This window comes from Halopseudomonas sp. (assembly GCF_036961105.1).
In the GTDB taxonomy this organism is placed as follows: domain Bacteria; phylum Pseudomonadota; class Gammaproteobacteria; order Pseudomonadales; family Pseudomonadaceae; genus Halopseudomonas.
In genome coordinates this window covers 26,222-50,646 of the sequence record NZ_JBALWW010000002.1, presented here as the reverse complement: position 1 = coordinate 50,646, position 24,425 = coordinate 26,222, and the positions used below count along the sequence as shown (strand labels likewise).

24 protein-coding genes and 3 tRNA genes are annotated in these 24,425 nt (G+C 58.2%); 20 read left to right on the top strand and 7 right to left on the bottom strand.

The genetic code is table 11. The features are described from left to right. Nucleotides 1-43: 43 nt before the first annotated feature. The 3 genes from V7756_RS03065 to V7756_RS03055 all read left to right on the top strand — a co-directional run bounded on the left by V7756_RS03065 (nt 44) and on the right by V7756_RS03055 (nt 4,185). Entirely contained in the window at nt 44-1,915 is a 1,872-nt protein-coding gene (locus V7756_RS03065; RefSeq protein WP_335608692.1) for a bifunctional metallophosphatase/5'-nucleotidase, read from the top strand. 217 nt (nt 1,916-2,132) lie between these two features. After that, complete coding sequence (locus V7756_RS03060) at nt 2,133-2,399, top strand: DUF4212 domain-containing protein (protein WP_335608691.1); 267 nt, start codon at nt 2,133-2,135, stop codon at nt 2,397-2,399. A 16-nt stretch (nt 2,400-2,415) separates the two neighbouring features. Then, nucleotides 2,416-4,185 (top strand): sodium:solute symporter family protein, encoded by a 1,770-nt coding sequence (locus tag V7756_RS03055; protein WP_335608690.1) that lies wholly within the window; start codon nt 2,416-2,418, stop codon nt 4,183-4,185. 82 nt (nt 4,186-4,267) lie between these two features. On the opposite strand, the gene V7756_RS03050 is transcribed toward V7756_RS03055, so the two are convergent. The 3 genes from V7756_RS03050 to V7756_RS03040 all read right to left on the bottom strand — a co-directional run bounded on the left by V7756_RS03050 (nt 4,268) and on the right by V7756_RS03040 (nt 8,350). Then, nucleotides 4,268-5,548 carry an OmpP1/FadL family transporter gene (locus V7756_RS03050; RefSeq protein ID WP_335608689.1) on the bottom strand — a complete coding sequence of 427 codons (1,281 nt, stop codon included), beginning with the start codon at nt 5,546-5,548 and terminating at the stop codon, nt 4,268-4,270. A gap of 154 nt (nt 5,549-5,702) precedes the next feature. Continuing rightward, nucleotides 5,703-6,419: a 3'-5' exonuclease gene (locus tag V7756_RS03045; protein WP_335608688.1), complete on the bottom strand. Its 717-nt coding sequence runs from the start codon at nt 6,417-6,419 to the stop codon at nt 5,703-5,705. After that, entirely contained in the window at nt 6,416-8,350 is a 1,935-nt protein-coding gene (locus V7756_RS03040; RefSeq protein ID WP_335608687.1) for a DUF294 nucleotidyltransferase-like domain-containing protein, read from the bottom strand. The genes V7756_RS03045 and V7756_RS03040 overlap by 4 nt, the downstream gene beginning before the upstream one ends. A 293-nt stretch (nt 8,351-8,643) precedes the next feature. Between V7756_RS03040 and uvrY the strand changes: the two genes are divergently transcribed. The 6 genes from uvrY to V7756_RS03010 all read left to right on the top strand — a co-directional run bounded on the left by uvrY (nt 8,644) and on the right by V7756_RS03010 (nt 12,377). Beyond that, complete coding sequence (uvrY, locus tag V7756_RS03035; RefSeq protein ID WP_335608686.1) at nt 8,644-9,288, top strand: UvrY/SirA/GacA family response regulator transcription factor; 645 nt, start codon at nt 8,644-8,646, stop codon at nt 9,286-9,288. A gap of 2 nt (nt 9,289-9,290) precedes the next feature. Continuing rightward, nucleotides 9,291-11,120 (top strand): excinuclease ABC subunit UvrC, encoded by a 1,830-nt coding sequence (gene uvrC / locus V7756_RS03030; RefSeq protein ID WP_335608685.1) that lies wholly within the window; start codon nt 9,291-9,293, stop codon nt 11,118-11,120. A gap of 29 nt (nt 11,121-11,149) precedes the next feature. Next, complete coding sequence (gene pgsA / locus V7756_RS03025) at nt 11,150-11,719, top strand: CDP-diacylglycerol--glycerol-3-phosphate 3-phosphatidyltransferase (RefSeq protein WP_335608684.1); 570 nt, start codon at nt 11,150-11,152, stop codon at nt 11,717-11,719. A 339-nt stretch (nt 11,720-12,058) separates the two neighbouring features. Beyond that, nucleotides 12,059-12,134 (top strand) — tRNA-Gly (locus tag V7756_RS03020). Between the two features lie 50 nt (nt 12,135-12,184). Next, a tRNA-Cys gene (locus V7756_RS03015) sits at nt 12,185-12,258 on the top strand. 32 nt (nt 12,259-12,290) lie between these two features. After that, a tRNA-Leu gene (locus V7756_RS03010) sits at nt 12,291-12,377 on the top strand. Between the two features lie 96 nt (nt 12,378-12,473). Here V7756_RS03010 and V7756_RS03005 read toward each other — a convergent pair. Then, complete coding sequence (locus tag V7756_RS03005; RefSeq protein WP_335608683.1) at nt 12,474-12,848, bottom strand: low affinity iron permease family protein; 375 nt, start codon at nt 12,846-12,848, stop codon at nt 12,474-12,476. 203 nt (nt 12,849-13,051) lie between these two features. Here V7756_RS03005 and V7756_RS03000 point away from each other — a divergent pair, with 203 nt between their 5' ends. Next, the gene (locus tag V7756_RS03000) at nt 13,052-13,228 is read left to right on the top strand and encodes a hypothetical protein (protein WP_335608682.1); all 177 of its coding nucleotides are present in this window, start codon (nt 13,052-13,054) and stop codon (nt 13,226-13,228) included. A gap of 18 nt (nt 13,229-13,246) precedes the next feature. On the opposite strand, the gene V7756_RS02995 is transcribed toward V7756_RS03000, so the two are convergent. Further along, on the bottom strand, nt 13,247-13,936 hold the full coding sequence (locus tag V7756_RS02995; RefSeq protein WP_335608681.1) for a GGDEF domain-containing protein: 690 nt from the start codon (nt 13,934-13,936) through the stop codon (nt 13,247-13,249). A 60-nt stretch (nt 13,937-13,996) separates the two neighbouring features. Continuing rightward, the gene (locus tag V7756_RS02990; RefSeq protein WP_335608680.1) at nt 13,997-14,419 is read right to left on the bottom strand and encodes an MASE2 domain-containing protein; all 423 of its coding nucleotides are present in this window, start codon (nt 14,417-14,419) and stop codon (nt 13,997-13,999) included. A 176-nt stretch (nt 14,420-14,595) separates the two neighbouring features. Between V7756_RS02990 and V7756_RS02985 the strand changes: the two genes are divergently transcribed. The 3 genes from V7756_RS02985 to V7756_RS02975 all read left to right on the top strand — a co-directional run bounded on the left by V7756_RS02985 (nt 14,596) and on the right by V7756_RS02975 (nt 18,068). Then, nucleotides 14,596-15,966: a UDP-glucose dehydrogenase family protein gene (locus V7756_RS02985; RefSeq protein ID WP_335608679.1), complete on the top strand. Its 1,371-nt coding sequence runs from the start codon at nt 14,596-14,598 to the stop codon at nt 15,964-15,966. Between the two features lie 73 nt (nt 15,967-16,039). Beyond that, nucleotides 16,040-17,404, top strand: coding sequence for a glutathione-disulfide reductase (gorA, locus tag V7756_RS02980; protein ID WP_335608678.1), 1,365 nt, complete (start codon nt 16,040-16,042; stop codon nt 17,402-17,404). Nucleotides 17,405-17,429: 25 nt separating this feature from the next. Then, nucleotides 17,430-18,068 carry a trimeric intracellular cation channel family protein gene (locus V7756_RS02975; protein ID WP_335608677.1) on the top strand — a complete coding sequence of 213 codons (639 nt, stop codon included), beginning with the start codon at nt 17,430-17,432 and terminating at the stop codon, nt 18,066-18,068. Here V7756_RS02975 and V7756_RS02970 read toward each other — a convergent pair. Further along, on the bottom strand, nt 18,062-18,541 hold the full coding sequence (locus V7756_RS02970; RefSeq protein WP_335608676.1) for a copper chaperone PCu(A)C: 480 nt from the start codon (nt 18,539-18,541) through the stop codon (nt 18,062-18,064). The two genes, V7756_RS02975 and V7756_RS02970, sit on opposite strands and share 7 nt — an antisense overlap. 168 nt (nt 18,542-18,709) lie before the next feature. Between V7756_RS02970 and V7756_RS02965 the strand changes: the two genes are divergently transcribed. The 7 genes from V7756_RS02965 to arsJ all read left to right on the top strand — a co-directional run bounded on the left by V7756_RS02965 (nt 18,710) and on the right by arsJ (nt 24,401). Continuing rightward, nucleotides 18,710-19,117 carry a PilZ domain-containing protein gene (locus V7756_RS02965; protein ID WP_335608675.1) on the top strand — a complete coding sequence of 136 codons (408 nt, stop codon included), beginning with the start codon at nt 18,710-18,712 and terminating at the stop codon, nt 19,115-19,117. 345 nt (nt 19,118-19,462) lie between these two features. Beyond that, entirely contained in the window at nt 19,463-19,819 is a 357-nt protein-coding gene (locus V7756_RS02960; RefSeq protein ID WP_335608674.1) for a metalloregulator ArsR/SmtB family transcription factor, read from the top strand. Between the two features lie 31 nt (nt 19,820-19,850). Further along, nucleotides 19,851-20,336: an arsenate reductase ArsC gene (locus tag V7756_RS02955; protein WP_335608673.1), complete on the top strand. Its 486-nt coding sequence runs from the start codon at nt 19,851-19,853 to the stop codon at nt 20,334-20,336. After that, nucleotides 20,336-21,406, top strand: a complete 1,071-nt coding sequence (gene arsB, locus V7756_RS02950) for an ACR3 family arsenite efflux transporter (protein WP_335608672.1) — start codon at nt 20,336-20,338, stop codon at nt 21,404-21,406. The genes V7756_RS02955 and arsB overlap by 1 nt, the downstream gene beginning before the upstream one ends. Further along, nucleotides 21,403-22,119, top strand: coding sequence for an arsenical resistance protein ArsH (arsH, locus tag V7756_RS02945; protein WP_335608671.1), 717 nt, complete (start codon nt 21,403-21,405; stop codon nt 22,117-22,119). The genes arsB and arsH overlap by 4 nt, the downstream gene beginning before the upstream one ends. Nucleotides 22,120-22,168: 49 nt before the next feature. Further along, the gene (locus V7756_RS02940) at nt 22,169-23,173 is read left to right on the top strand and encodes an ArsJ-associated glyceraldehyde-3-phosphate dehydrogenase (RefSeq protein ID WP_335608670.1); all 1,005 of its coding nucleotides are present in this window, start codon (nt 22,169-22,171) and stop codon (nt 23,171-23,173) included. 10 nt (nt 23,174-23,183) lie between these two features. Beyond that, complete coding sequence (gene arsJ / locus V7756_RS02935; protein WP_335608669.1) at nt 23,184-24,401, top strand: organoarsenical effux MFS transporter ArsJ; 1,218 nt, start codon at nt 23,184-23,186, stop codon at nt 24,399-24,401. Nucleotides 24,402-24,425: the final 24 nt, after the last annotated feature.

The window sequence follows — 24,425 nt, the reverse complement described above, 5'->3', positions numbered from 1 at the left end:
ACTAGGGTGTTTTGATCTTCTGACAAAACACAGGATGTACGTCATGCTGGATCTACCCCGTAAAAGCCTGTTGGGCGCCATGCTCTCATTGGCGCTGGTTGGCTGTAACAGCGATAGCGACGACGATAACGATGATGCAGCTGGCGAAGCCGGCCTTGAGATCAACATCGCCCATATCAACGACCAGCACTCGCAACTGGAGGCCTTCAGTGGCACCAGCATGCAATTGGGCGGGGAGGCAGTACGGGTAGATCTCGGCGGCTTTTCCCGTCTCACCACGCTGTTTGCAGAAGCTGAGGCGCAACTACCCAACCTGATCAAGCTGCACGCCGGTGATGCCATCACCGGCACTCTGTATTACACCTTCTACCAGGGCGAAGCCGATGCGCAGATGATGAATACCGTCTGTTTTGACGCCTTTGCCCTGGGCAATCACGAGTTTGATGACAGCGATGCCGGTCTGAAGGTCTTTCTCGATGCCCTGGCTACCGATGACTGCGCCACGCCAGTGCTGGCGGCCAACGTCAAACCCGCTGTCGGCACGCCGCTGGCACCGGTTGCCCAGGACGACTACATCAAGCCCTATATCATCAAGGAGGTCGATGGCCGCCAGGTAGGTATCGTGGGCATCGACATCAAGGGCAAGACGGAAAATTCGTCACGCCCGCTGGAGACCACGCTATTCCTGGATGAAAAACAGGCTGCGCAGGAGGCGATAGACAATCTGAAAGAGCAAGGCGTTGAGCACATCATCCTGCTGACCCACCAGGGTTACGAGAACGACAAGGCGCTGGCGGCTGACCTGTCCGGGGTTGACGTGATTATCGGTGGCGATTCGCATAGCCTGTTGGGTGATTTCGAATCAGTGGGTTATGCCTCATCCGGCCCGTACCCAACCGAAGTCACGAACCTGGACGGCAACAAGGTCTGTATCGGTCAGGCCTGGGAGTACTCCAAGGTGTTCGGTCTGATGCAAGTGAAGTTTGATGCCGCTGGCGTAGTGGAAAGTTGCGCCGGACAGGCATCTCTGGTGATCGGCGACAGCTTCGAGAAATCCGACGGAGCGGATGCCTTTGTACCCGTAAGTGAAGATGAGAAGGCCGATCTGCTGGCGCTGCTGGATGACCTGCCGCAGGTCGTCGTGGCCACGCCCGATGCCAATGCTGAAGCGGTGCTGAACACCTTCAAGAGCCAGATTGACGAGAAGAAGGCTGAAGTGATCGGCTTTGCCAATGAGGCATTTTGCCTGGTGCGGGTGCCAGGCGAGACCACCAACCGCAGTGCCGGCGTAGCCGGTTGCGAGAACGCCAATTTGCTGGCCAAGGGTAGCGATGCCGCGCAACTGGTGGCCGAGGCTTTCCTGGATGCCAGCCTGCGCGCTGACTTTTCGCTGCAGAACGCCGGTGGTGTGCGCGTACCGGTAGCTGCTGGCGACATCAGCTACAACACGGCCTTCACGCTGTTGCCGTTCACCAACGTGCTGGTCGAGTTGGATATCACCGGCGAGGAAGTAGTGAATGCGCTGGAAGATGCGGTGAGCAACCATCTGGACGCTGCTGAGTCTACCGGCTCTCAGCCCTACGCGGCGGGTTTGCGCTGGGATCTGGACATGTCACAACCCAAGGGCACTCGCTTCAGCAATGTGCAGGTACGTGACGGGGCGGGCAACTGGGTGGCTATCGAGCCAGCGCGCAACTATGTGATGGTCACCAATGACTTTATCGCCGAAGGCCGCGACGGCTATAGCACCCTGGGCGAGGTGAGCGCAGATGGTCGCTCGACCAATACCTTCCTCCTGTATACCCAGAGCCTGGTGGACTACCTGCTGAAAATCAATACGGTCAGCCCGCCGTTGCGCGCCGACTACTCCCACCAGCAGGTGATAGAAGCCAACGGCAATACCCTCGCGGACTGAGCGGCGGGCGCATGAGGCTTTAGTCTAACGGCGCAAACCGGTAAGTCATAAAAACCCGCACAAGCCTTTTTTATCAATGGCTTGTGCGGGTTTTCTTATTTCTGATCGAGCTTTTTTGCATGGCTGAGCCACGGCACTCTACCAAAGTCTTAGTCTCTTGCTGCCGGGCCGGGTGCTACCTTGTTCAATGCAATAACAACAAAAATTGGAGACGGTTATGTCCTTGTCAAAAGAAGACGCAGCGCGCGGCTACTGGCGGGAAAACCTGCGGTTCATGATGATCTTGCTGGTCATCTGGTTCGCGGTATCCTTCGGTGCCGGCATTCTGTTCGTCGATCAACTCAACACCATCCAGTTCTTTGGCTTCCCGCTCGGGTTCTGGTTTGCCCAGCAGGGCTCCATCTATGCCTTCGTGGTGCTCATCTTCCTGTACGTCTGGAAGATGAACAAGCTCGATCGCAAATACGACGTCCACGAAGAATAAGAACAGGAGTCCTGCAATGGATACCCAAACTCTGATTTATCTTTTTGTAGGGGCGACCTTCGCGCTCTACATAGGGATCGCGATCTGGTCTCGCGCCGGCAGTACCAGCGAGTACTATGTCGCGAGCAAAGGTGTACACCCGATTGCCAATGGTATGGCCACCGGCGCTGACTGGATGTCTGCCGCATCCTTCATCTCCATGGCCGGGATTATCGCCTTCGCCGGGTACGACGGCAGCGTCTACCTGATGGGCTGGACGGGTGGCTACGTGTTGCTGGCGATGTGTCTGGCACCCTATCTGCGCAAGTTCGGCAAGTTCACCGTGCCGGATTTCGTTGGTGAGCGTTACTACTCCCAGACTGCACGTGTAGTGGCGGTGATCTGCGTGATCTTCATCTCCTTTACCTATGTGGCTGGCCAGATGCGTGGCGTGGGTATCGTGTTCTCACGTTACCTGGAAGTCGACATTGCCACCGGTGTGGTTATCGGCATGGCTATCGTGTTCTTCTACGCGGTTCTGGGCGGCATGAAGGGCATCACCTATACCCAGGTGGCGCAGTATTGCGTGATGATCTTTGCCTACATGGTGCCGGCCATCTACATCTCGATTCTGATCACTGGCAACCCGATTCCGCAACTCGGCTTCGGTAGTGAGGTGATAGGCACCGGGCAGTCGGTCATTGAGCGGCTTGATGGGATAGGTGCCGAGTTGGGGTTCGGGGCCTATACCGACGGTTCCAAGTCGACCACTGATGTGTTCTTTATCACCATGGCGTTGATGGTGGGTACGGCAGGCTTGCCCCACGTAATTGTTCGTTTCTTCACCACTCCTACCGTACGGGATGCAAGGAAATCAGCAGGTTATGCACTGCTCTTCATTGCGATTCTCTACACTACAGCACCGGCTGTTGCCGCTTTTGCCCGTACCAACCTGCTGAATACCGTGGTTGATGCGCAGTACGAAGAGGTGCCCGCCTGGCTGCAGACGTGGGAAAACGCGGGCCTTATCGCCTGGCAGGACAAGAACAACGACGGCGTTATTCAGTATGGCCCGGGTGCGCCCTTTGCCGGCAGCCCAAGCTATACCGGTGAGCGCGGTGCCAGTGGCGAGCGTCTGCTCAGCAATGCACCTACGGACGCGGCAACCGAGTTGTACGTAGACCGCGACATCATGGTACTGGCGAATCCGGAAATTGCCGGTCTGCCAGGCTGGGTTATTGCCTTGATTGCGGCCGGTGGTCTGGCTGCGGCGCTCTCTACTGCAGCGGGCTTGCTGTTGGTCATCTCTACTTCGATATCGCATGACCTGCTGAAGAGCAACATCGCACCCAACATCACCGAGAAGAATGAACTGCTGGCGGCTCGGGTAGCGGCAGGGGTGGCGATTGCGATTGCCGGTCTGTTCGGGATCTACCCGCCGGGCTTCGTGGCTCAGGTGGTGGCCTTTGCCTTCGGCCTGGCGGCAGCGTCGTTCTTCCCGGTCATCGTCATGGGGATTTTCTCCAAGAAGATGAACAAGGAAGGCGCCATCGCCGGCATGGCGGTGGGTCTGACGTTCACTTTCAGCTACATCGTGTTCTTCAAGTTCATCAGCCCTGAACTGAACACCGCTGAGCATTGGTGGTTTGGTGTGTCACCTGAGGGCATTGGTACCCTGGGCATGGTCTTCAACTTCATTGCCTCGGTGGCGGTTGCATCCTTCACCAAGGCACCGCCGGAGCACATCCAGCACATGATTGAAGATATCCGCGTACCCCGTGGTGCCGGAGCCGCTATCGATCATTAGGCAATAAGCTTGTCAGCAATGTGACGAAAACGCCCCGACTGGTTCGGGGCGTTTTTTTACGGCGTGCTACTGCAACTGGCTATCAGAAACGATAGGTCAACTGGGCTGACAAGCCGTGAGCGCTGTTTTGATACTCGGCATTGTAGGTGGGCGCCTCGTCATAATTGACCTCACCCTTGCTTTCATGCAGGTAGGAATAGGCCATATCCAGCGTCATATCCTGGTTGACATCCCACCCGGCGCCAAGCGAGAAGATCTTGCGGTCAGAGACGGGGATGCGCGCGGTGCGGTCGTTGTCATCGGTGGGTGATGGGTCAACAGTAAAGCCGGCACGCAGCACCCAGCTGGGGTTGACCTGATAGGACGCACCTACCGCAAATGACCAGATATCCTTCCATTTCAGTTCTTCGGTCACGGTGCCCAGCTGGCTGGCATAGAGCGCAGGGACGCCGCTGTTTTCAACTGTGATTTGCTGCAACTGACTCCAACGCGTCCAGGTGGCACCAGCGTAAAGGGTCCACAGGTTGTTCAGCTGATAAGTGATCGAGGTATCCACTGACTCTGGCGAGGTAAAGTCGAGGCTGGCGTCATAGCTGCCGTTCAGATCAGGCACTCCGGGTAACGGGATTACCGGTGCGTTGCTGACGCGGGTGCGGCCTTCAAGGGTGTAATCGACCTTGGAGTGGTAGGTCAGCCCCCAGGCTAACGAGTCAGTGACGTCCACCAGTACGCCAGCATTGAAGCCATAGCCGACGTCATCACCCTTGATGTTGACGTTGGTATCCGGGCCTACACCGGGGGCCAGGGCGTTGGGTACCGCGCTGGTGAGTTTGCCGTCAATCTTGTTGATGGTCGGGCCAAAGCCAACGGCGACCCGATCATTCACGCGGTAGCTCAGCGTAGGCTGCAGGCTGACAACCTGTACCTTGCTATAAACGCCATGATAGCGGCCTTGAAAGCTGTCTTCATAATCGCTTATCACCCCGAATGGAGCATAGATGCCCAAGCCAAAGTGCCAATCTTCGTTCAGCGGTGTGACGTAATAACCGAAGGGTACGGCCGCGAGCGGGACCATGTCACCCTCATTACTGCCAGGGAAGGTGCCGCTGGCATTACTGATATCGGTGTCGGCCTTGATCACTGCAAAGCCACCGCTGACTTCTGCGCGGTCAAGTTTCGACATGCCGGCGGGGTTGCCAAATAACGTGCTGGCATCTTCCGCTGAGGACGCCCGACCGGCGAAACCGGTGCCCATGCCACTGGCGCTCTGCTCATTGATTGACAGGCCGTTGGCCAGAACGGGTTGGGTGAGAGTGCAGATCGCAACAGCAAGGGGGGCCTTTAGCCAGGCGTGTTTTCTCATCAGGGCGGTACTCCAGCGCGGTGAGTTGTAATTGAGGGCGCGCAACTTAACAGGCATTGTCTTTTCGTGCCAGACTTGACGGGCATGAATTGGACACAATGGCGGTTAAATTCGGACTTATCAGCTTAGTTTGCGGATAAAAGGCGAAGTTCAATCAAAAGCTGCCAACTCGCGCACGTCGCAGTCTGCGCCACTGTCCCAAACGGCTCTTGACCTCTGCGAGACTCACCAGCCCCTGGGCTTTTGCTTTGGCCAGCAGTATCAGCATGATTTCTGCCGTAGCCAGCGCATCAGCAGCGGCGTTGTGTCTTTGGCTGTTGCGCAAACCAAAGTATTGCTGCCACTCATCCAGACTGCCGTGCGGCAGCTTGGCTTCTGGGCAGAGCATGGGGGCGAGTTCGGCCACGTCGATAAAGCGGTGGCGTAACCGGTAGCCCAGATCCTGGCGCAGCCCTCGCAGCAGCATGCGCTGATCGAAGGGAGCGTGGAAGGCAAGAAACACGCACTCTCCAGCGAACTCCATGAAATCCAGCAGCGCGTCCGCGGCGTCCATTCCCTGGGCGATGGCGCTGGGCGCGATGCCATGGATAAGTACCGATTCGGTGACCTGGTGATCGTCGCGATAGAGCGTGCATTCGAATTGACTGCCGAGATCTATGCAGCGGTCCTCGATTACCACGGCGCCCACCGACAGGATGCGATCGCGGTGCACATTCAGGCCGCTGGTTTCAAGGTCAACCACGACCAGCCGCGTGGCGTCCAACGCCCTGCCATCAAGTAACTGCGCCTTGGGCAGGTTGAAGCACCGTTGCCGCTGCGGTTCGCTCAGCCGCTCCGCTCTGCGCTTGGGCAGCCAGTGCAACGGGTTCACAGGTTGTATCTCAGTGCCAGACTGGCTTGCAAACGTTTTGCCTGGCGAAAGGACTCGCGCAGGATGCGCCTGTCCAGGTGGTTCAACTGATCAGGATCTATGCGGTTGCTCAGCGCCCGGCCCTCACGATCCTGCAGCTGATGTTGCTGCATGCGTATCAGTTGAATGAACTGGTACGCCTCGACATAGGCGTCGGCGTCCAGCGGTTCAATCAGCCTGGCGTCACGCAACGCCTGCAGACGTACAAGGGTGTTACTGCTGGTGATGCCGTTGGACAGTGCCAGGAGCCGTGCGCCATCGACAAAGGGGCCCAGGCCTTGCACCTTGAGATCAAGGGTGTCTTTATCGTTGCCGCTGCGCGCCAGAATGAATTCGCGCAGGCGGCCAATGGGCGGACGGTGCAGCAAGGCGTTCTGCGCCATTTGCTGTTGGAAAAGGGTGTTGCCGGCGATCCGTTGCAACACCGAGTCGAACATCCTCTGCGCTGCCGAGGCGACACCCCAGACCACGCGAAAATCAAAGTAGATGGAGGAGGCCAGCAGGTTTTTCGGCGTGGTGCTGGCAATCATCTTGCCGAAGCGTTCGGCCCACTCGCTGGTGGACAGGCAAAGCTCGGGATTGCCAGCCATGATGTTGCCCTTGCACAGGGTAAAGCCGCAGTCAGCCAGCGCCTGATTGATGCGTCGCGCCAGGGGCAGCAAGCGCCGGCGGGTTTCTTCGGCCTGCGCCGGCGTCTGTGCATTGAACAGGATGCCGTTGTCCTGATCGGTATGCAGGGTTTGCTCTTGCCGGCCCTCGCTGCCAAAGCACAGCCAGCTGAACGGCATGCCGGGATCGCCCATTTCGGCTATGCACAACTCGATGGCACGGCATACGCTGTGATCGTTCAACAGGGTGATAATGCGCGTCACCTGGGTGGAGGATGCGCCGTGCGCAAGCATGCTGTCGACCAGCCGGCGTATATCCCGGCGCAGGGCGACCAGGGCTTCCAGCTCCGGTGCCTCGCGCAGCGCGCGGGCGATGTGCACCAGGTCGACGCGCTGCAGCGAAAACAGATCCCGCTCGGAGACCACGCCGGTGAGCCGGCCCCGGTCCACCAGACAAATGTGAGCTATGTGCTGCCCGGTCATGGCGATGGCGGCGTCAAAGGCGCTGGCTGAGGAGGGCAGATGACTGGGGTTGGTGATCATTACCTGGCTGATGGGCTGCTCGAGATCGGTTTCGGCAATGGCAATAAGACCGCGCAAGTCGCGCAGGGTAAATATGCCTAGTGGGGTCTGCTGCGGGTCGGTAATCACGATACTGCCCACGCTGGCTTCGTGCATCAGCCGCACGGCTGCGCGAATGGGCGTGACGGGAGAGCAGGTTACCGGTTGACGGTCGCTCAGTTCGCTCAGGCGAGCATCCAATGAGTAGTGTGAGCCCAGGCTTTCACTGGCCTGCTGTTGCGCTTGATGGTTGACCTGATCCAGCAAGCTGCTGACGCCGCGTAGGGCAAAGTCACGAAACGGCAGAGAACGGCGAAACAGGCTGACGAAGTGCTCGCGATCAATCGTCAGGCAAAAAGTATCTTCGCCAGCCAGATGGATAGTGCGGGTGGCGCGCTCGCCGATCAGGGCCGCCAGGGGAAAGCACTCGCCAGCACTGATTTCGAAAGTGGTATCGGGCTTGGCCTGGCCGGCAATCAAGCGCTCGCCGCGAATCAGACCCTGCTTGACGATAAAGAAACGCTGAGCCGGCCCGTCCTGAGGATGCAGTATCTGTTCGCCTGCGGCATAGAAGCGCAGCTGGGCGTGTTCCACCAGCCAGGCAAGGTGGGCTTGCTCCATCTGATTGAACGGCGGATAAGCCAGCAGAAAGCTGATGGTGCCCTGAATATTCTGCATGATGGCGGCTTTGCCCGCCTGCGCAAAGCGGTCTTCTCGGGTCATCTCGGCCAACCTTGTGGTTATTCGCCAGTGTGCCGCGCCGCCTGCAAGCTGCCCATGCTACCTAAGTATGGGCGCTCGCCAGCGGCGCGACCTGGGCACTCTAGTCATTTCATCTGCCCGGCCATTTTGCTATTGTGGCGGCTGCAGACGCGTTCGGACAGCTTTTTGATTGTGCCGTTCAAAGCAACATCTCCAACGCCTACTGACTATAGAAAAGGCAACGAGCTAGGATGCCGCCACCGTCACAATTCGGTGGAATAATAACGTACGGTTTTCTGCGCAAGGGGTGGGACTTGATCAAGGTACTGGTGGTTGATGACCATGACCTGGTTCGCATGGGCATCAGTCGGATGCTGGGTGACGTGCCCGGCCTTACCGTGGTTGGCGAAGCCGACAGCGGCGAAACTGCGGTGACTCTGGGCCGCTCGCTACGCCCGGACGTGGTACTGATGGACGTGCGTATGCCGGGCATTGGTGGCCTTGAGGCCACCCGCAAACTGGTGCAGCACGACAAGCACATCAAAGTTATCGCGGTGACCGTCTGCAATGAAGAGCCATTCCCGTCCCGTTTGATGCAGGCCGGCGCTGCCGGTTATGTGACCAAGGGCGCTGCGCTGGAAGAAATGGTTGCTGCCATCAAGCAGGTGCACTCGGGGCAGCGCTACATCAGCCCCAACATCGCGCAACTACTGGTGCTCAAGCATTTGAACCCCGGTGGCGAATCACCATTCGATTGCCTGTCGGAGCGCGAAATCCAGATTGCCCTGATGATTGTAGGCTGCGAGAAGGTCAACAGCATTTCCGACAAGCTTTGCCTCAGCCCCAAGACCGTGAACACCTATCGTTACCGCATTTTCGAGAAGCTGGGCGTTACCAGTGACGTGGAACTGACCTTGCTTGCGGTGCGCAATGGTATGGTAGATACCTCGCAACAGTGAGCATGACCAACCCCGTTTTTGACCCCAAGGCCTTTCTGGCTGCGGCCAGCAACAAGCCCGGCGTGTATCGCATGTTCGACGCCCAGGGCGAGCTGCTGTACGTGGGCAAGGCCAAGAGCCTGAAAAAGCGTCTGGCGAGCTACTTCCGCAAAACCGGCCTCAGCCCCAAGACCGAGGCGTTGGTCGCTCGTATCGCGCAGATAGATACCACCATTACCGCCAACGAGACCGAGGCGCTGCTGCTGGAGCAGAGTCTGATCAAGGCCAGTCGGCCGCCGTACAATATTCTGCTGCGCGACGACAAGTCCTACCCCTACGTGTTTCTCTCCAGCAACGATGACTTTCCCCGCCTGGGTCTGCACCGCGGCACCAAGCGCGCGAAAGGTCGCTACTTCGGCCCCTATCCCAGCGCTGGCGCCATTCGAGAAAGTCTGGCCCTCCTGCAGAAAGCCTTCATGGTGCGGCAATGCGAAGACAGCTATTACCGCAATCGCACGCGCCCCTGTCTGCAGTATCAGATAAAGCGCTGCAAGGCGCCCTGTGTGGGCCTGGTGGATCAGGCGGAGTACGCCGAGGACGTGCGACATTCAGTCATGTTTCTCGAAGGACGCAGCAATACCCTGGCCACCGAGCTGAACGAGGCCATGGAGCAGGCATCGATGGCGCTCAACTTCGAGCGCGCTGCTGAATTGCGCGACCAGATTGCGCTGCTGCGCCGCGTGCAGGATCAGCAGAGCATGGACACCGAGCAGGGCGATGTGGACATAGTTGCCGCCCAGGTCACGCCCGGCGGCGCCTGCGTGCATGTTGTCATGGTGCGCCAGGGCAGGGTCCTAGGTACCAAAAACCACTTCCCGCGCGTGCCGATCGAGCAAAGCGCGGGCGAGGTGCTGGCCGCCTTCTTGCCGCAGTACTATCTGGGCGCAGCAGAGCGGGAAGTGCCGCCAGAGATCATCGTCAATGCCGAGCACGAGGACTTTGCCGTCATCGCGCAGGCGCTGAGCCAGGCGCGCGGTTGCAATCTGGTTATCAGTCATCGCGTGCGCGGTAACCGCAAGCGCTGGCTGACTCTGGCCGAGAGCAACGCGCAGCAATCGCTCGCCAGCCTCCTGGCTAACCGGCAGCATATTCAGGCACGCTTCGAATCGTTACAGGAAGCACTGGACCTGGACGAGGTGCCCACCCGCCTCGAGTGCTACGACATCAGCCATTCCAGTGGCGAGGCCACGGTTGCCTCCTGTGTGGTGTTCGGCCCAGAGGGACCGCTGAAAAGCGATTACCGCCGCTTCAATATCGAAGGGGTTACCGCTGGGGATGACTACGCCGCCATGCGTCAGGCGCTGACCCGACGTTTTGGGCGCATCAAGGATGGGGAGGGCAAGATGCCCGATATCCTCCTGGTGGACGGCGGTAAGGGCCAGATGAAAATGGCGCTGGAAGTCATGCAAGAGCTGGCCATTCACGACCTGACGCTGCTGGGCGTAGCCAAGGGCGTCACCCGCAAGGCCGGCATGGAAACACTCTATCTGAATGATCCCCACAACGAGCTGGTGCTGCCTGGACACTCGCCAGCCCTGCACCTGATTCAGCATATTCGTGACGAAGCGCACCGCTTTGCCATCACCGGCCACCGTGCGCGGCGCGGCAAGGCTCGCACCACCTCATCGCTTGAGGGGATTGCCGGAGTAGGTCCCAAACGCCGACGTGAGCTACTTAAACATTTTGGTGGTCTACAGGAACTCAAGCGCGCAAGCGCCGCAGAAGTCGCCAAAGTGCCCGGTGTCAGCAAAAAACTTGCGGAACAGATTTATGCGGCCTTGCATAGCGACTAGAATGCCCGCTTAGACGAGGCCGCAAACACATGAATATTCCGAATATCCTTACTGTCATTCGCGTCGGGCTGATCCCGATTTTCATTCTGCTGTTTTATATGCCTTATCACTGGAGCTACGTAGCAGCCGCGCTGATCTTCACGCTGGCTGCGGTGACGGACTGGCTGGATGGCTACCTGGCGCGCAAGCTGCATCAAAGCACACCCTTTGGCGCCTTTCTTGATCCGGTAGCCGACAAGTTGATGGTAGTGATTGCCCTGGTATTGCTGGTACAGCATCACGCCAACTTCTGGGTGACGGCGCCGGCGGCGATCATCATCGGCCGGGAACTGGTCATCTCTGCGCTGCGCGAATGGATGGCCGAAATGGGCGCTCGCGCTCAGGTGGCAGTATCGCAACTGGGCAAGTACAAGACCGCGCTGCAGATGGTCGCCCTGGTCGTGCTACTGGCGAATCCACCGCTGCTGACCGGATGGGTAATACTGGGTTACGTGCTGCTGGCCATGTCCGCCGCCCTGACGCTGTGGTCGATGATTGTCTATCTGAAGGCCGCCTGGCCGCACTTGCGCCCGGATGCTGATCAAAATAGCAACAAATAAGTTTTTTTGAATCAATGACTTGACAGGGTGGCGCAGCGAGATAGAATGAGCGCCGTTCCAACGCTGGAAGCGCATTTGCCCTGGGTGATGTTGCACTTCTCAAGTTGAACAGTTATAGAAGCAAATTGCGGGATTAGCTCAGTGGGCAGAGCACGACCTTCCGAGGTCGGGGTGGGGCGCATAGCCTCGCGAGGTCTCGCGACCCGATGGGTCAGATGAAGTAGATGTATATTGCGGGAATAGCTCAGTTGGTAGAGCACGACCTTCCGAGGTCGGGGTGGGGCGCATAGCCTCGCGAGGTCTCGCGACCCGGTGGGTCAGATGAAGTAGATGTATATTGCGGGAATAGCTCAGTTGGTAGAGCACGACCTTGCCAAGGTCGGGGTCGCGAGTTCGAGTCTCGTTTCCCGCTCCAGATTCAATGTTGCGCTGACGTCACCCCACAGCGTGATAGTCCCCTTTTGAGGCCGGGTGGCAGAGTGGTCATGCAGCGGATTGCAAATCCGTGTACGCCGGTTCGATTCCGACCTCGGCCTCCATCTTTACGTAATTGTCTTAAGTGCTATCGCTAGCCCGGATGGCGAAATTGGTAGACGCAAGGGACTTAAAATCCCTCGATCGTTAGATCGTGCCGGTTCGACCCCGGCTCCGGGCACCAATTAGCATGCGGGTTTCTGTTAGTCAGCACATTTCATACCTGCGCCGCAAAATCGAAGTTGCCCGTCCTCCGGCAGCGCATTTTCCTGCGCCTCGGTCATGGTTGCGTCTGAGTCTTGCGCCCCAGCTCGGCGTACTTCCTTCTGAGCGCCTTGAGTTCCTTCGCATTCCGATCTTCCAGCGCTAACAGGTTGTCATGTGCGCCTTTGGTTGCATGCAGCAGAGCGTCCAGCTTGATATGTATCTCGTCGGTATCGCGGTTCTGCGTATTCTGGATCAGAAACACCATGAGAAAGGTGATGATGGTCGTGCTGGTGTTGATGATCAACTGCCAGGTGTCATTGAAGCCCCATAGTGGCCCGGTTGCTGCCCACACGGCGATACCGGCAATGGCGACCGTAAAGGTGGTGGCGCTACCGGCCTTTTCGGCGAGCCATTCAGATGCGCATTCGAACATTTTTTTCTTGGACATGGGTGCACCCTGTTGCTTGTCATAGTGATTTTTATGACCCCTGTTGCCGGAAAATGATCCGACTATTGATCTCGGGCAGGATGTTGGCGCCGGCTGCATGGGTGAATACAGGATGCGGCGCAATCGGCTGTGTGCGCGGTGCTGCGCGCCTTTTCGCCCTATACTGGGCGTGCACCGTGGGCTCTTTTTAAGGGAGTAAAGCTATGCAGCACGAGCTGTTCTGGGCCAGTCTGGCCATTTTTCTAACCGGAGTGCTGTTCATTTGTGCGGGCTTTTCCCGGCGTGAGGACGGCCTGGGCATCGCGCTTCTCTGGGTTGGGGCGGCCTGTATGCTAGGTCTGGTCTTCTACCATATCCCCAAGCTGCTGCACCTGACCTGACTGTCGGGCCAGGGGCTGCTATCTGTTTGTCACAGGCCTGACAGGGCTGTGTTCCTGCAGCTCGGGGCTATAAGCAACGCTACGATTGCGCCCATCGCGCTTGGCCCGATACATGGCCAGGTCGGCGCAGCGCAACAGGGAATCCACCTCTGCGGCCTGGTCCGGGTAGCAGGCGATACCGAGAGAAATAGTGCTCTGCAAACGATGCTGTTGCCATGACACCTCGCCGTCGGCGAAAGCACAGCGATATTGTTCTGCTCGCTGTACTGCGGTATCCAGGTCGGTGTTGGGCAAGGCAATCAGAAACTCTTCACCACCATAACGGCAAACGATGTCGCTGGCTCGGGAGTTGAGGCGCAGGATGTCGGCAAGCGCAATCAGTATCTGATCCCCCGCTTGATGGCCAAAGCCGTCATTGATGGCTTTGAAATGGTCGATATCGACCAGTATCAGACTCAGAGGCTGATTTTTTCGATCGCACTGGCTGAGTTCTCGATTGATGCTGACGTCGAAGTAGCGACGATTGTAGGCCCCGGTCAGCGGATCGCTGTCTGCCTGCTGTTTGAGCTGGGTCTGTAACTGACTGATCTCGTCCAGCTGCAATTGCAGTTCGCGGTTGGCGTCCTGTAGTGCGCTCTGGCTGACGCGCAGTAACTCGCGCGCCTCTCGAACGCGGATGTTGCGGGTATAGGCTACGTTGCCCACCATCAGCAGATAGAGGGTCAGGGCTGCAATACTGAGAAAGGTCGATAGCGAATTGGTTTCCAGCTACAGGCGCCCATCGCCGAACAGCCAGATTGGCGCTGCGCCGAGCGAGAGCGCCACCAACGCCTGTGCCAGGCCCCGCGGACCGCGAAAAACCATCAGGTTGATGCACACGCCAATGAACATGGTGAAGCTGAGCCACAGGGGAAACCCCATCCAACTGGCCCAGGCGCCAAACAGCAGGGCATCGAGCAACAGATGATTGAGTTCGGTAGCCAAGGGTTGAGGGGAGCGGATCGCGCGCCAGTATAGCAGCTGTGGGTAAAGCAGGAACTGCAGGGCAAGCAGAAATACCATCGACCACCCGTGGCCGAGTGCATGTAAATGAATTCCCAGCGCTGCAAAGAGCGCAAAAAAGGACGCAGAGCGGTTGCGGTGGTTCAATTGCACTATCCAGTGCGATCCGCTGGGGCTTGCAGTTGCCATGCTCGTTACTTTTTTGAGTTCGAGAGAACGACGGTGTTTGCCGGTGGCCCCAATAGTAGCGGTATGTGCGCCCGGGGCATAGCGGCTGCGTAGGTCATGAAGCATTCATCTATGCGTCATCTGCAGGTCATCCAGAGGTGGCGCAATCGGATGTGTTCACTCAAGGAGAGCACATCATGCAGATTTGCGTCATTGGCTGCGGCTATGTTGGATTGGTTACGGCGGTCTGTTTTGCCGAAATGGGCAACAGCGTCACATGCGTGGATAGCAGTGCGGAGCGAATACAGCTATTGCAGCAAGGCCGTTCACCTATCTTTGAACCGGGAATCGAAGCCCTGTTGCAGAGCAATCTGGCTGGCGCTCGGTTGCGCTTTGCCAGCGATCTCAAGGCAGTGGTAGGTCAGGCTGATCTGGTGTTCATTGCCGTGGGCACCCCCTCAGCTGACGACGGCTCGGCTGACGTCTCGCAAATACTGGCGGTGGCAGCAGAATTGAGCCGCGAGCTTGTACGTCCGACTATCGTGGTATGCAAATCAACCGCGCCAGTAGGCACCGCATGCCGGGTGCAAGGTATTCTGGATCAGGCCTGTGCGCGGCGGCAGATGCCCTGGCAACACCGGGTGGTCAGCAACCCGGAGTTTCTCAAGGAAGGCGATGCCCTGAACGATTTCATGCGTCCTGATCGCATCATAATCGGCACTGAGGATGCGCTGGCGCAGCGCATTTTGCACCAGTTGTACGAGCCTTTTGTGCGTAACCACGATCGCATCATGTTCATGCCGCGCCGCGCCGCGGAAATGACTAAATACGCAGCCAATGCTTTTCTGGCTACCAAGATTTCCTTCATGAATGAAATGGCAGCGTTCTGCGAGCACTTTGCCGTGGATGTAGAGCAGGTGCGCAAGGGAATCGGGGCCGATCAGCGTATCGGGCATCATTTCCTCTACGCCGGCTGTGGTTATGGCGGGTCCTGTTTCCCCAAGGACATCCGCGCCATGTTGCGCATGGCCGCAATCGGGAATGCGCGCATGCCCATTCTGGAGGCGGTAGAAGCACGCAATCAGCAGCAGAAGGGCTGGGCGATGCGCAATCTGCAGGAGCAACTTGGCGCTGATCTGAGCAAACGCACCATTGCCATCTGGGGGCTGGCCTTCAAGCCGGGCACGGATGACGTCCGGGATGCCCCCAGTCGAGTGCTGATCGAATCACTGCTGGCCGCAGGTGCCCACATTCGTGCCTTCGATCCTATTGCCAACGGCAATATTCAGGCCTGTTATGCGCAAGCCTGCCTGGCAGGTCAGCTGCAGTTGGTGGATGAGCCCTACGCGGCTTTGCATGACGCCGATGCGCTGGTTCTGATGACCGAGTGGAAGCAATTCCGTCAGCCCGACTTTGCCCGGATGCATGCTTTGCTGCGCCATCCCTTGTTGCTTGATGGACGTAACCAGTACGACCCGACCGTGGTCGCGCGCTCGGGCCTGAAGTATGTGGGGGTAGGGCGCGGCTCTACCCAGAGTGCTGTGGCCGAGTTGCGTCGGGTGGTTTAGTCAGCGCTCGGACTGCCTTGGGGCGGAGCTTTGCGGTATGCTGAGGCCTTCACTTTTCAGCAGCAAGGTTCCTATGTCCAACTACGATTTTGACCTCTTTGTCATAGGCGCAGGTTCCGGTGGCGTGCGTGCCAGTCGCATGGCAGCAGACTTTGGCGCGAGAGTCGCCGTGGCCGAAGACCGTTATCTGGGCGGTACCTGCGTCAATGTTGGCTGCGTGCCGAAAAAGCTGTTTGCCTACGCGGCGCATTTTGCCGAAGACATCAGCGATGCGCAGGGCTATGGCTGGGATATTTCCGATCCAAGCTTCAACTGGTCACGGCTGTTGCAGAACAAGAACCAGGAAATAACCCGCCTCAACGGCATCTATCACAACTTGCTGACCGCTGCCGGGGCAACGCTGATCAACGGCCGCGCCCGCCTGCAGGACGCCCATCACGTGGTAGTAGGTGATAAGACCTACAGCGCCGAGCGTATTGTCATAGCCACCGGCGGCTGGCCCTTTATTCCGGATTTTCCGGGCCGCGAACACGTGATCAGCTCAAATGAAGCCTTTTTCCTGGAGGCGCTGCCAAAACGCACCCTGGTGGTTGGCGGCGGTTATATTGCGGTGGAATTTGCCTGCATCTTCGAAGGGCTGGGCTGCGAGTCTCGTCTGCTTTACCGTGGCGATCTTTTCCTTCGCGGTTTTGACCAGGGCGTGCGCGAACATATGGCGCATACGCTGAACGCCAAGGGGTTGCAGCTGACCTTCAATGCCGATGTAGAGCGTATAGACAAACACGCCGATGGCAGTTTGCGGGTCACGCTGAACAACGGCGAGACGCTGGAGACCGATCTGGTGCTATACGCCACCGGCCGCCGGCCGCATCTGGATGGCCTGGGCCTGGAAAACACCAGGGTCAAACTGGATGAAAAGGGCTTCATCGCGGTCGACGAACACTACCAGACCAGCGAGCCCTCGATCTATGCGATTGGCGACGTCACCGACACCTTGCAGCTGACGCCGGTTGCCCTCGCTGAAGGCATGGCATTGGCGCGGCGGCTGTACAAGCCGGAAGACTACGTACCGGTCGACTATAACGATATCCCGACTGCGGTATTCTGTATTCCCAACATCGCGACGCTGGGCATGACCGAGGAAAGCGCTAGAGCCAAGGGCCACAAGCTGCGTATTTTTGAAAGCCGTTTTCGGGTGATGCGCAATACGCTGGCCGGACGCAGTGAGCAGAGCTTCATGAAGCTGGTGGTCGACAAGGACAGCGACCGCGTGCTGGGTATTCACCTCATTGGTCCGGACGTTGGCGAAATGTTGCAGGGCCTGGCTGTAGCGATAAAGGCGGGCGCGACCAAGGCGATGTTCGATGCCACGCTGGGGATTCACCCCACGGCGGCGGAGGAGTTTGTTACCATGCGCACCCCCACCCGCGAGGACTGATCGCGGTCCGCTGCGGAGTCATTACATGAGCTGGTTTTATGCGTTCGATCTGTTCGGCGTCGCGGTGTTTGCCATCACCGGCGCGCTGATGGCCGGGCGCAAATCCATGGACCTGTTCGGCGTGCTGGTTATCGCGATAGTGACGTCGCTCGGGGGAGGCACGCTGCGCGACGTCATTCTGGGCCGTCATCCGGTCAGCTGGATTGGCAATGATCTGTATATTCTGGTTGCCAGTCTCGCCGCCGTTGGCACAGTTCTCTGGGTTCGCTTCACGCAACCGATCAACGAGCGCGGTTTGTTGATTGCCGATGCGGTAGGCCTGGCGGTCTTTACCGTGCTGGGTACCCAAGTCGCGCTAGCGCACGAAGTGCCGGTCAGCGCCGCAGTCATCATGGGCGTGATGACGGGAGTCGCCGGCGGGGTGATGCGCGATATCATCTGCAACGAGATACCGCTGATTTTTCACCGGGAAATCTACGCTACCGCCTGTATTGCCGGCGCCTTGATCTATATTGCCCTGGAGCGCATCAACCTGGTGACCGATCTGGCCTCCGCCATCGCCATGGCCGCTGTGCTGGCGATTCGCCTGGCTGCCATACGCTGGCATCTGGAGCTGCCGCGCTTTCACCTGCTCGACCGAGAACCACGCGATCCCGATCAATGATGCGAGTGGGGATCGTCAGTGGCGTCTGCTGGCTCCTCGGCCTGCACTTTGACCATGACCTCTACTGCACCCGCCTCGGCAAAACGCAGGGTTAACGGAAACTCCGAGCCGGCATTCAGCGGCTGTTTCAGGTTGAACAACATCAAGTGATATTCGCCGGGCTGAAAGGCCAGCCTTGCTCCGGGAGCAATAGAAACCTCTTCTACCTGCTGCATCTTCATCAGACCTTGTTCATGCAGATGCTCGTGAATTTCCACCTTATCGGCAACCGGCGTCGTGGCGGCCAGCAAGGTATCGGCCTGCTCGCCACGATTGATGATGGTCAGATAAGCCGCGCCGGTCTCTGCTACCGGTGGCAGAGCGCGAGCCCAGGGATGATCTATGTGCAGCGCGCCGACGTCGAACTCGTGCGCATTTGCCAGTGGTATCAGGCAGGAGAGGATGAGCGAGGCTAAAATTTTCTGAAATGACATGGCAGGTCCTTGTGATTGGCAGCCAAACAAGCCTAACCTCATCCTGCTGCCCTGGGTAGGGCAGGTTGGCGGTATTCCCCCGCCTCAGGAAGCCCATTGTCAGCTGCGAAAGATGCTGAAAATGTCGATTGCTATACAAATCTCAACTGAAGATGGCTGTTCGCCAGCATGAATTTGGCCCACACTCTGGGTACACAAACAGTCTGGTGGCCGAGGGTGCCTGCCGTGGTAGACGAACAAAAATCAAAAGAACGCAGACGACTGGAGCGCCACTCAGTGAGCACGAGCCTTGAAGTTTTCGATTTGGATACCGGAGACCATCTGGGACGGGTTGTGGACTTGCACGCAGAGGGTCTGATGCTGCTTAGCGAGCGCCCGCTGGATCTGTTCCGCTCCTTTGCACTGCAAGTCAATCTGCCGATGACGCTCAACGGCATGACCGAGTTTCTGCTCGACGCAGAAAGTCTGTGGAACCGTGAGAGTATCAGTGGCCAGCAGTACTGGACCGGGCTCCACTTTACCAATCTGCCGGAAGAGTCGCGTCAGTGCATTGAACGCATGGTGGCCAGCCGCTGAAAGACCAGTGCAGTTTTAATGAAAAACGGGCAGCTCAGCTGCCCGTTTTCGCATCTGCGCAGTGGCTCGACTTGCTTGAGCCACCTGACAATAGGGACGGCTCCGGCAATAACATCTGGCAGGTTATATCTTTAAATTCATATGTTTTGCGCTGGCTGAAATGGACGCTGAAAGTAGCTATTTTGCCGTTTTTTTGCCGTAATTAACCATTTTTTCACCTGTTACAGCGCTGAAATTTCGCACGTAACAAAAGTTTCATCCTCTCATATGCGTTTTTGCGTATATACTGCTGTCTCAGGGCGTGACCAGAACCAACACCGCGCGCCGGCAACATTCGAGACCTTCATGACCCATCACCTGACACCCACAGCCGTATTCAAGTGCCTCGCCGACGACACTCGCGTGCGGCTGATGTTGCTGATTGCAAATGAAAAGGAGCTTTGTGTGTGCGAGCTCACCTGTGCGCTCGAGCAAAGTCAGCCCAAGATCTCCCGACACCTGGCACAATTGCGCAACTGCGGTCTGCTGGAAGATCGGCGTCAGGGGCAGTGGGTTTACTATCGCTTGCACCCCCATCTACCGGACTGGGTGGTTGACATCCTGCACACCACCATGGCTGCCAATCGGCATTGGCTCAGCCCCGATCTCAAGCGTCTTGGTGTTATGGGCGATCGTCCGGAACGGCTGGCGACCTGCTGCTGAATGCCAGTTTGAACTGATAGAGAACAGGCCAATGAAAGTACTTTTTCTCTGTACCGCCAATAGCTGCCGAAGCATCCTCTGCGAAGCCGTGTTCAACCATCTCGCTCCGGCCGGGATGACCGCCTACAGCGCGGGTAGTCATCCAAAAGGGCAGGTGCACCCGATGAGTCTGAAAATGCTGGAGAGGGCTGGTATTTCCACCGTGGACCTGAAGAGCGAACCTAGCGAGGCTTACGATCACCTGGCGCCGGACTTTGTCATCACCGTGTGTGACAAGGCCGCAGGCGAGGCGTGTCCGGTGTTTTTCGGCAGGGCAATCAAAGCGCATTGGGGTTTGGCCGATCCGTCTGAATGCCGCGGTAGCGAGGCAGCGATGGAGGCCGCCTTCGCCGTAACCTTGGCGCAGATCAGGGCGCGAATACAAGCCTTTCTGCTTCTGCCCTTTGATCAGCTTGGCACCGACCAGCTCAAAGCCGAGATGGTCCGCATTGGCACCATTGGCACGGAGGAACTGTGATGAAAGCGGGACGCCTTTCCTTTCTTGACCGTTACCTGACGGTATGGATATTCCTCGCCATGGCCCTTGGCATAGGCCTGGGTAGCCTGTTTGAGGGCCTGCCGCTATGGCTTGACGGGCTCTCGGTGGGGACCACCAATCTGCCGATTGCTATCGGCCTGATCGTGATGATGTATCCACCCCTGGCACGGGTGAAATACGAACAGTTGCCCGAGGTGTTCAAGGATAAGCGCATCCTGACCCTGTCGTTGGTGCAGAACTGGGTAATAGGCCCGGTGCTGATGTTTGCGTTGGCGGTGGTATTTCTGCGCGATCATCCAGAGTACATGACGGGGCTTATTCTGATTGGTCTGGCCCGCTGCATAGCCATGGTGCTGGTGTGGAACCAGATTGCTGGAGGCAACAACCAGTACGTGGCCGGTCTGGTGGCGTTCAACAGTATTTTCCAGATTCTGTTTTTCAGTCTCTATGCCTGGTTCTTTCTGGGCTTTTTGCCACCGCTTTTCGGTTTGCAGGGTAGCGTGATCGATGTGAGTTTTCTCAGTATCGCCGAGTCGGTATTGATCTATCTGGGGGTGCCTTTTCTGGCGGGCTTTCTGACCCGCAGAGTGCTCATCAGCCGCAAGGGCGAGCGGTGGTATAACCAGTATTTTATTCCCCGCATCAGCCCTTTGACCCTGGTTGCACTGCTGTTGACCATAGTCGCCATGTTCAGTCTCAAGGGCGACCGAGTGCTCGAATTGCCGCTCGATGTGCTGCGCATTGCCATTCCGCTGACCATCTATTTTGTGGTGATGTTCTTTATCAGTTTCTGGATGGGCAGGTTCCTGGGGGCTGACTATCCGCGCACCACGGCGCTGGCCTTTACCGCCGCCAGCAACAATTTCGAACTGGCCATAGCCGTTGCCATCGCCACCTTTGGCCTGGCTTCACCCGTGGCTTTCGCCACTGTGATAGGCCCACTGGTGGAGGTGCCGGTGCTGATTTCACTGGTTGGCGTCGCGTTGTGGCTACGCGAGCGCTGGTTCGGTGGCCGCCCGGCCGGAGTTACCCAGGAGCAGGAATCATGAAAGAGAATAGCACCCCCAATCTGCAAGCCGATCTGCTCGAAGCACCAAGCGCCAGGCACTTTGGCAATGCCCCATCCTTGACTCACAAACCACGCATCCTGCTGCTCTATGGCTCCAATCGGCCGCTGTCCTTCAGCCGGTTGTTGACGGAAGAGGCGGCGCGCTTGCTGCAAGGGTTGGGCGCGGAAACGCGCATCTATCATCCCGCCGGACTGCCGCTGCCGGATGACGCACCCGCGGACCATCCGAAAGTGCAGGAGCTGCGCGAGCTGATGCAATGGTCGGAGGGCCAGGTGTGGTGTTCTCCGGAGCGTCACGGCGCCATGACGGCGGTGTTCAAGGCGCAGATAGACTGGGTACCGCTGTCGATTGGCGCTGTTCGCCCGACCCAGGGGAAAACGCTGGCGGTCATGCAGGTGTGCGGAGGCTCGCAGTCGTTCAACGTGGTTAACCAACTGCGCGTGCTGGGCCGCTGGATGCGCATGTTCACCATCCCCAATCAGTCGTCGGTGCCCAAGGCCTTTCTCGAGTTCGACGCGGGCGGACGAATGAAACCTTCGCCCTACTATGATCGGGTGGTGGACGTGATGGAGGAGCTGATCAAGTTCACCTTGCTGCTGCGCGAGCAGTCGGAATATCTGGTTGACCGTTATTCGGAGCGCAAGGAGTCGGCCGATGAGCTGTCTCGACGCGTTAACCAGGCATCCATCTGAGTGGGTTTCATAAGCTTTATTCACCTTAACCTGACCTGAGTATTCGGATATGACTATCAAAGTGGGCATCAATGGATTCGGCCGTATTGGCCGTCTGGCTTTGCGCGCAGCCTGGGACTGGCCGGAACTGGAGTTTGTGCAGGTGAACGATCCTGCTGGCGATGCGGCGACTCACGCACATCTGCTCAATTTCGATTCTGTACATGGTCGCTGGCAGCATGAGGCGAGTAGCGACGACGGCAATATCCTGATCGAGGGGAAGCGGTTGCGGCTCAGCGCCAACAGGGCGATTGCCGAGACCGACTGGCGCGGCTGTGATCTGGTGATCGAGGCCAGCGGCAAGATGAAAACCACCAGCCTGCTGCAAGGCTATCTGGATCAGGGCGTGAAACGGGTGGTGGTCTGTGCACCGGTGAAAGAGCCGGGCGTACTGAATGTGGTTATGGGCGTGAACCAGCAATTGTTCGACCCGGCTCAGCACCGCATTGTCACTGCCGCTTCGTGCACCACCAATTGCCTGGCGCCGGTGGTCAAGGTCATTCATGAAGCCCTGGGGATTCGCCACGGTTCCATTACCACTATTCACGACCTGACCAATACCCAGAGCATTCTCGATCAGCCGCACAAGGATCTGCGCCGGGCGCGCGCCTGCGGCATGAGTCTGATCCCGACGTCCACCGGCTCGGCAACCGCCATCGCCGAGATCTTCCCCGAGCTGCGTGGCAAGCTGAACGGTCACGCGGTGCGTGTGCCGCTGGCCAATGCTTCCCTGACCGATTGCGTGTTCGAGGTTGAGCGCAGCACTACCGTGGATGAGGTCAACGCACTCTTCAAGGCTGCGGCGAGCGGTCCGCTGAAGGATATCCTGGGCTATGAAGAGCGCCCGTTGGTATCCATCGACTACCGTAGCGACCCGCGCTCCTCGATTGTCGACGCCTTGTCGACCATGGTGGTCAACCAGACCCAGGTGAAGATCTATGCCTGGTACGACAACGAATGGGGCTACGCCAACCGTGCTGTCGAGCTGGCCAGACTGGTTGGCCACGCCGGCTGAGGAGCACAGCATGCGGGCTTTGTCTGCGCTACCACCCCAGGTGCGTCAGTACCTGGTGGTCACGGGAAACTACTGGGCCTTTACACTCACCGACGGCGCCTTGCGCATGTTGGTGGTGCTGCACTTTCACAGCCTGGGTTACACGCCGCTGCAGATTGCGGCGCTGTTTCTGTTTTACGAAATATTCGGCGTGGTCACCAACCTGGTGGGCGGCTATCTGGGCGCGCGCATCGGCCTGAATCGCACCATGAACATAGGTCTGGGCATACAGGTGGCGGCGTTGCTCATGCTGACCCTGCCGGCGGCCTTTTTGACCGTGCCCTGGGTAATGGCCGCACAGGCGTTATCGGGTATCGCCAAGGACCTGAACAAGATGAGCGCCAAAAGCTCGATCAAGCTTTTGGTAGCTGAAGGCGAACAGGGTACCTTGTACAAGTGGGTGGCGATTCTCACCGGCTCCAAGAATGCACTCAAGGGCGTGGGCTTTTTTCTGGGCGGCGCATTGCTGGCGTTGCTGGGCTTTGCCGGCGCGGTGCTGGCCATGGCGGCTGCGTTGGCGCTGGTCTGGGTCGCCAGCCTGGTCTTGCTGAAGAAGGATCTGGGCAAGGCCAGCGCCAAGCCGAAATTTCGCGACATGCTGTCAAAGAGTCGGACGATCAATGTACTGTCCGCTGCGCGACTGTTTCTGTTCGGCGCGCGCGATGTCTGGTTTGTCGTGGCGTTACCGGTGTACCTCAGTAGTGTATTCGGTTGGGATTTCTGGCTGGTTGGAGGCTTTCTGGCGGCCTGGGTGATTGGCTACGGAATGGTGCAGTCAATAGCGCCGAGCATTACCCGGCGCGCGGATGGTCAGGTGCCTGATGGGCGCGCTGCTGCGTTTTGGGCAACGTTGCTGGCCGGCATTCCGGCGGCCATCGCTATAGCCCTCGCAACCGGCTGGCAGGTACAGCCGATGTTGCTGGTTGGGCTGATGTTGTTTGGCGTGGTGTTTGCGGTCAACTCATCGCTGCACAGCTACCTGATTGTCAGCAACGCCAAAGCCGACGGCGTATCTCTGGATGTCGGTTTCTACTACATGTCCAATGCCATGGGCAGATTGCTGGGAACGCTGTTGTCCGGGTGGGTCTATCAGGCCTATGGCCTGCCGGCTTGCTTGTGGGTCTCCAGCGGCCTGGTAATGCTGGCGGCCTTGATTTCCTGGGCCTTGCCGCGCCGGTCAAGGCGCTGAATCAGTCGGGCTGATGATACTCGC

Coding starts and splice junctions, on each gene's coding strand:
- V7756_RS03065 (WP_335608692.1), top strand. CDS start 44: ATGCTGGATCTACCCCGTAAAAGCCTGTTGGGCGCCATGCTCTCATTG.
- V7756_RS03060 (WP_335608691.1), top strand. CDS start 2,133: ATGTCCTTGTCAAAAGAAGACGCAGCGCGCGGCTACTGGCGGGAAAAC.
- V7756_RS03055 (WP_335608690.1), top strand. CDS start 2,416: ATGGATACCCAAACTCTGATTTATCTTTTTGTAGGGGCGACCTTCGCG.
- V7756_RS03050 (WP_335608689.1), bottom strand. CDS start 5,548: ATGAGAAAACACGCCTGGCTAAAGGCCCCCCTTGCTGTTGCGATCTGC.
- V7756_RS03040 (WP_335608687.1), bottom strand. CDS start 8,350: ATGACCCGAGAAGACCGCTTTGCGCAGGCGGGCAAAGCCGCCATCATG.
- uvrC (WP_335608685.1), top strand. CDS start 9,291: ATGACCAACCCCGTTTTTGACCCCAAGGCCTTTCTGGCTGCGGCCAGC.
- pgsA (WP_335608684.1), top strand. CDS start 11,150: ATGAATATTCCGAATATCCTTACTGTCATTCGCGTCGGGCTGATCCCG.
- V7756_RS03005 (WP_335608683.1), bottom strand. CDS start 12,848: ATGTCCAAGAAAAAAATGTTCGAATGCGCATCTGAATGGCTCGCCGAA.
- V7756_RS03000 (WP_335608682.1), top strand. CDS start 13,052: ATGCAGCACGAGCTGTTCTGGGCCAGTCTGGCCATTTTTCTAACCGGA.
- V7756_RS02995 (WP_335608681.1), bottom strand. CDS start 13,936: ATGGTGGGCAACGTAGCCTATACCCGCAACATCCGCGTTCGAGAGGCG.
- V7756_RS02990 (WP_335608680.1), bottom strand. CDS start 14,419: ATGGCAACTGCAAGCCCCAGCGGATCGCACTGGATAGTGCAATTGAAC.
- V7756_RS02985 (WP_335608679.1), top strand. CDS start 14,596: ATGCAGATTTGCGTCATTGGCTGCGGCTATGTTGGATTGGTTACGGCG.
- gorA (WP_335608678.1), top strand. CDS start 16,040: ATGTCCAACTACGATTTTGACCTCTTTGTCATAGGCGCAGGTTCCGGT.
- V7756_RS02975 (WP_335608677.1), top strand. CDS start 17,430: ATGAGCTGGTTTTATGCGTTCGATCTGTTCGGCGTCGCGGTGTTTGCC.
- V7756_RS02970 (WP_335608676.1), bottom strand. CDS start 18,541: ATGTCATTTCAGAAAATTTTAGCCTCGCTCATCCTCTCCTGCCTGATA.
- V7756_RS02965 (WP_335608675.1), top strand. CDS start 18,710: ATGAATTTGGCCCACACTCTGGGTACACAAACAGTCTGGTGGCCGAGG.
- V7756_RS02960 (WP_335608674.1), top strand. CDS start 19,463: ATGACCCATCACCTGACACCCACAGCCGTATTCAAGTGCCTCGCCGAC.
- V7756_RS02955 (WP_335608673.1), top strand. CDS start 19,851: ATGAAAGTACTTTTTCTCTGTACCGCCAATAGCTGCCGAAGCATCCTC.
- arsB (WP_335608672.1), top strand. CDS start 20,336: ATGAAAGCGGGACGCCTTTCCTTTCTTGACCGTTACCTGACGGTATGG.
- arsH (WP_335608671.1), top strand. CDS start 21,403: ATGAAAGAGAATAGCACCCCCAATCTGCAAGCCGATCTGCTCGAAGCA.
- V7756_RS02940 (WP_335608670.1), top strand. CDS start 22,169: ATGACTATCAAAGTGGGCATCAATGGATTCGGCCGTATTGGCCGTCTG.
- arsJ (WP_335608669.1), top strand. CDS start 23,184: ATGCGGGCTTTGTCTGCGCTACCACCCCAGGTGCGTCAGTACCTGGTG.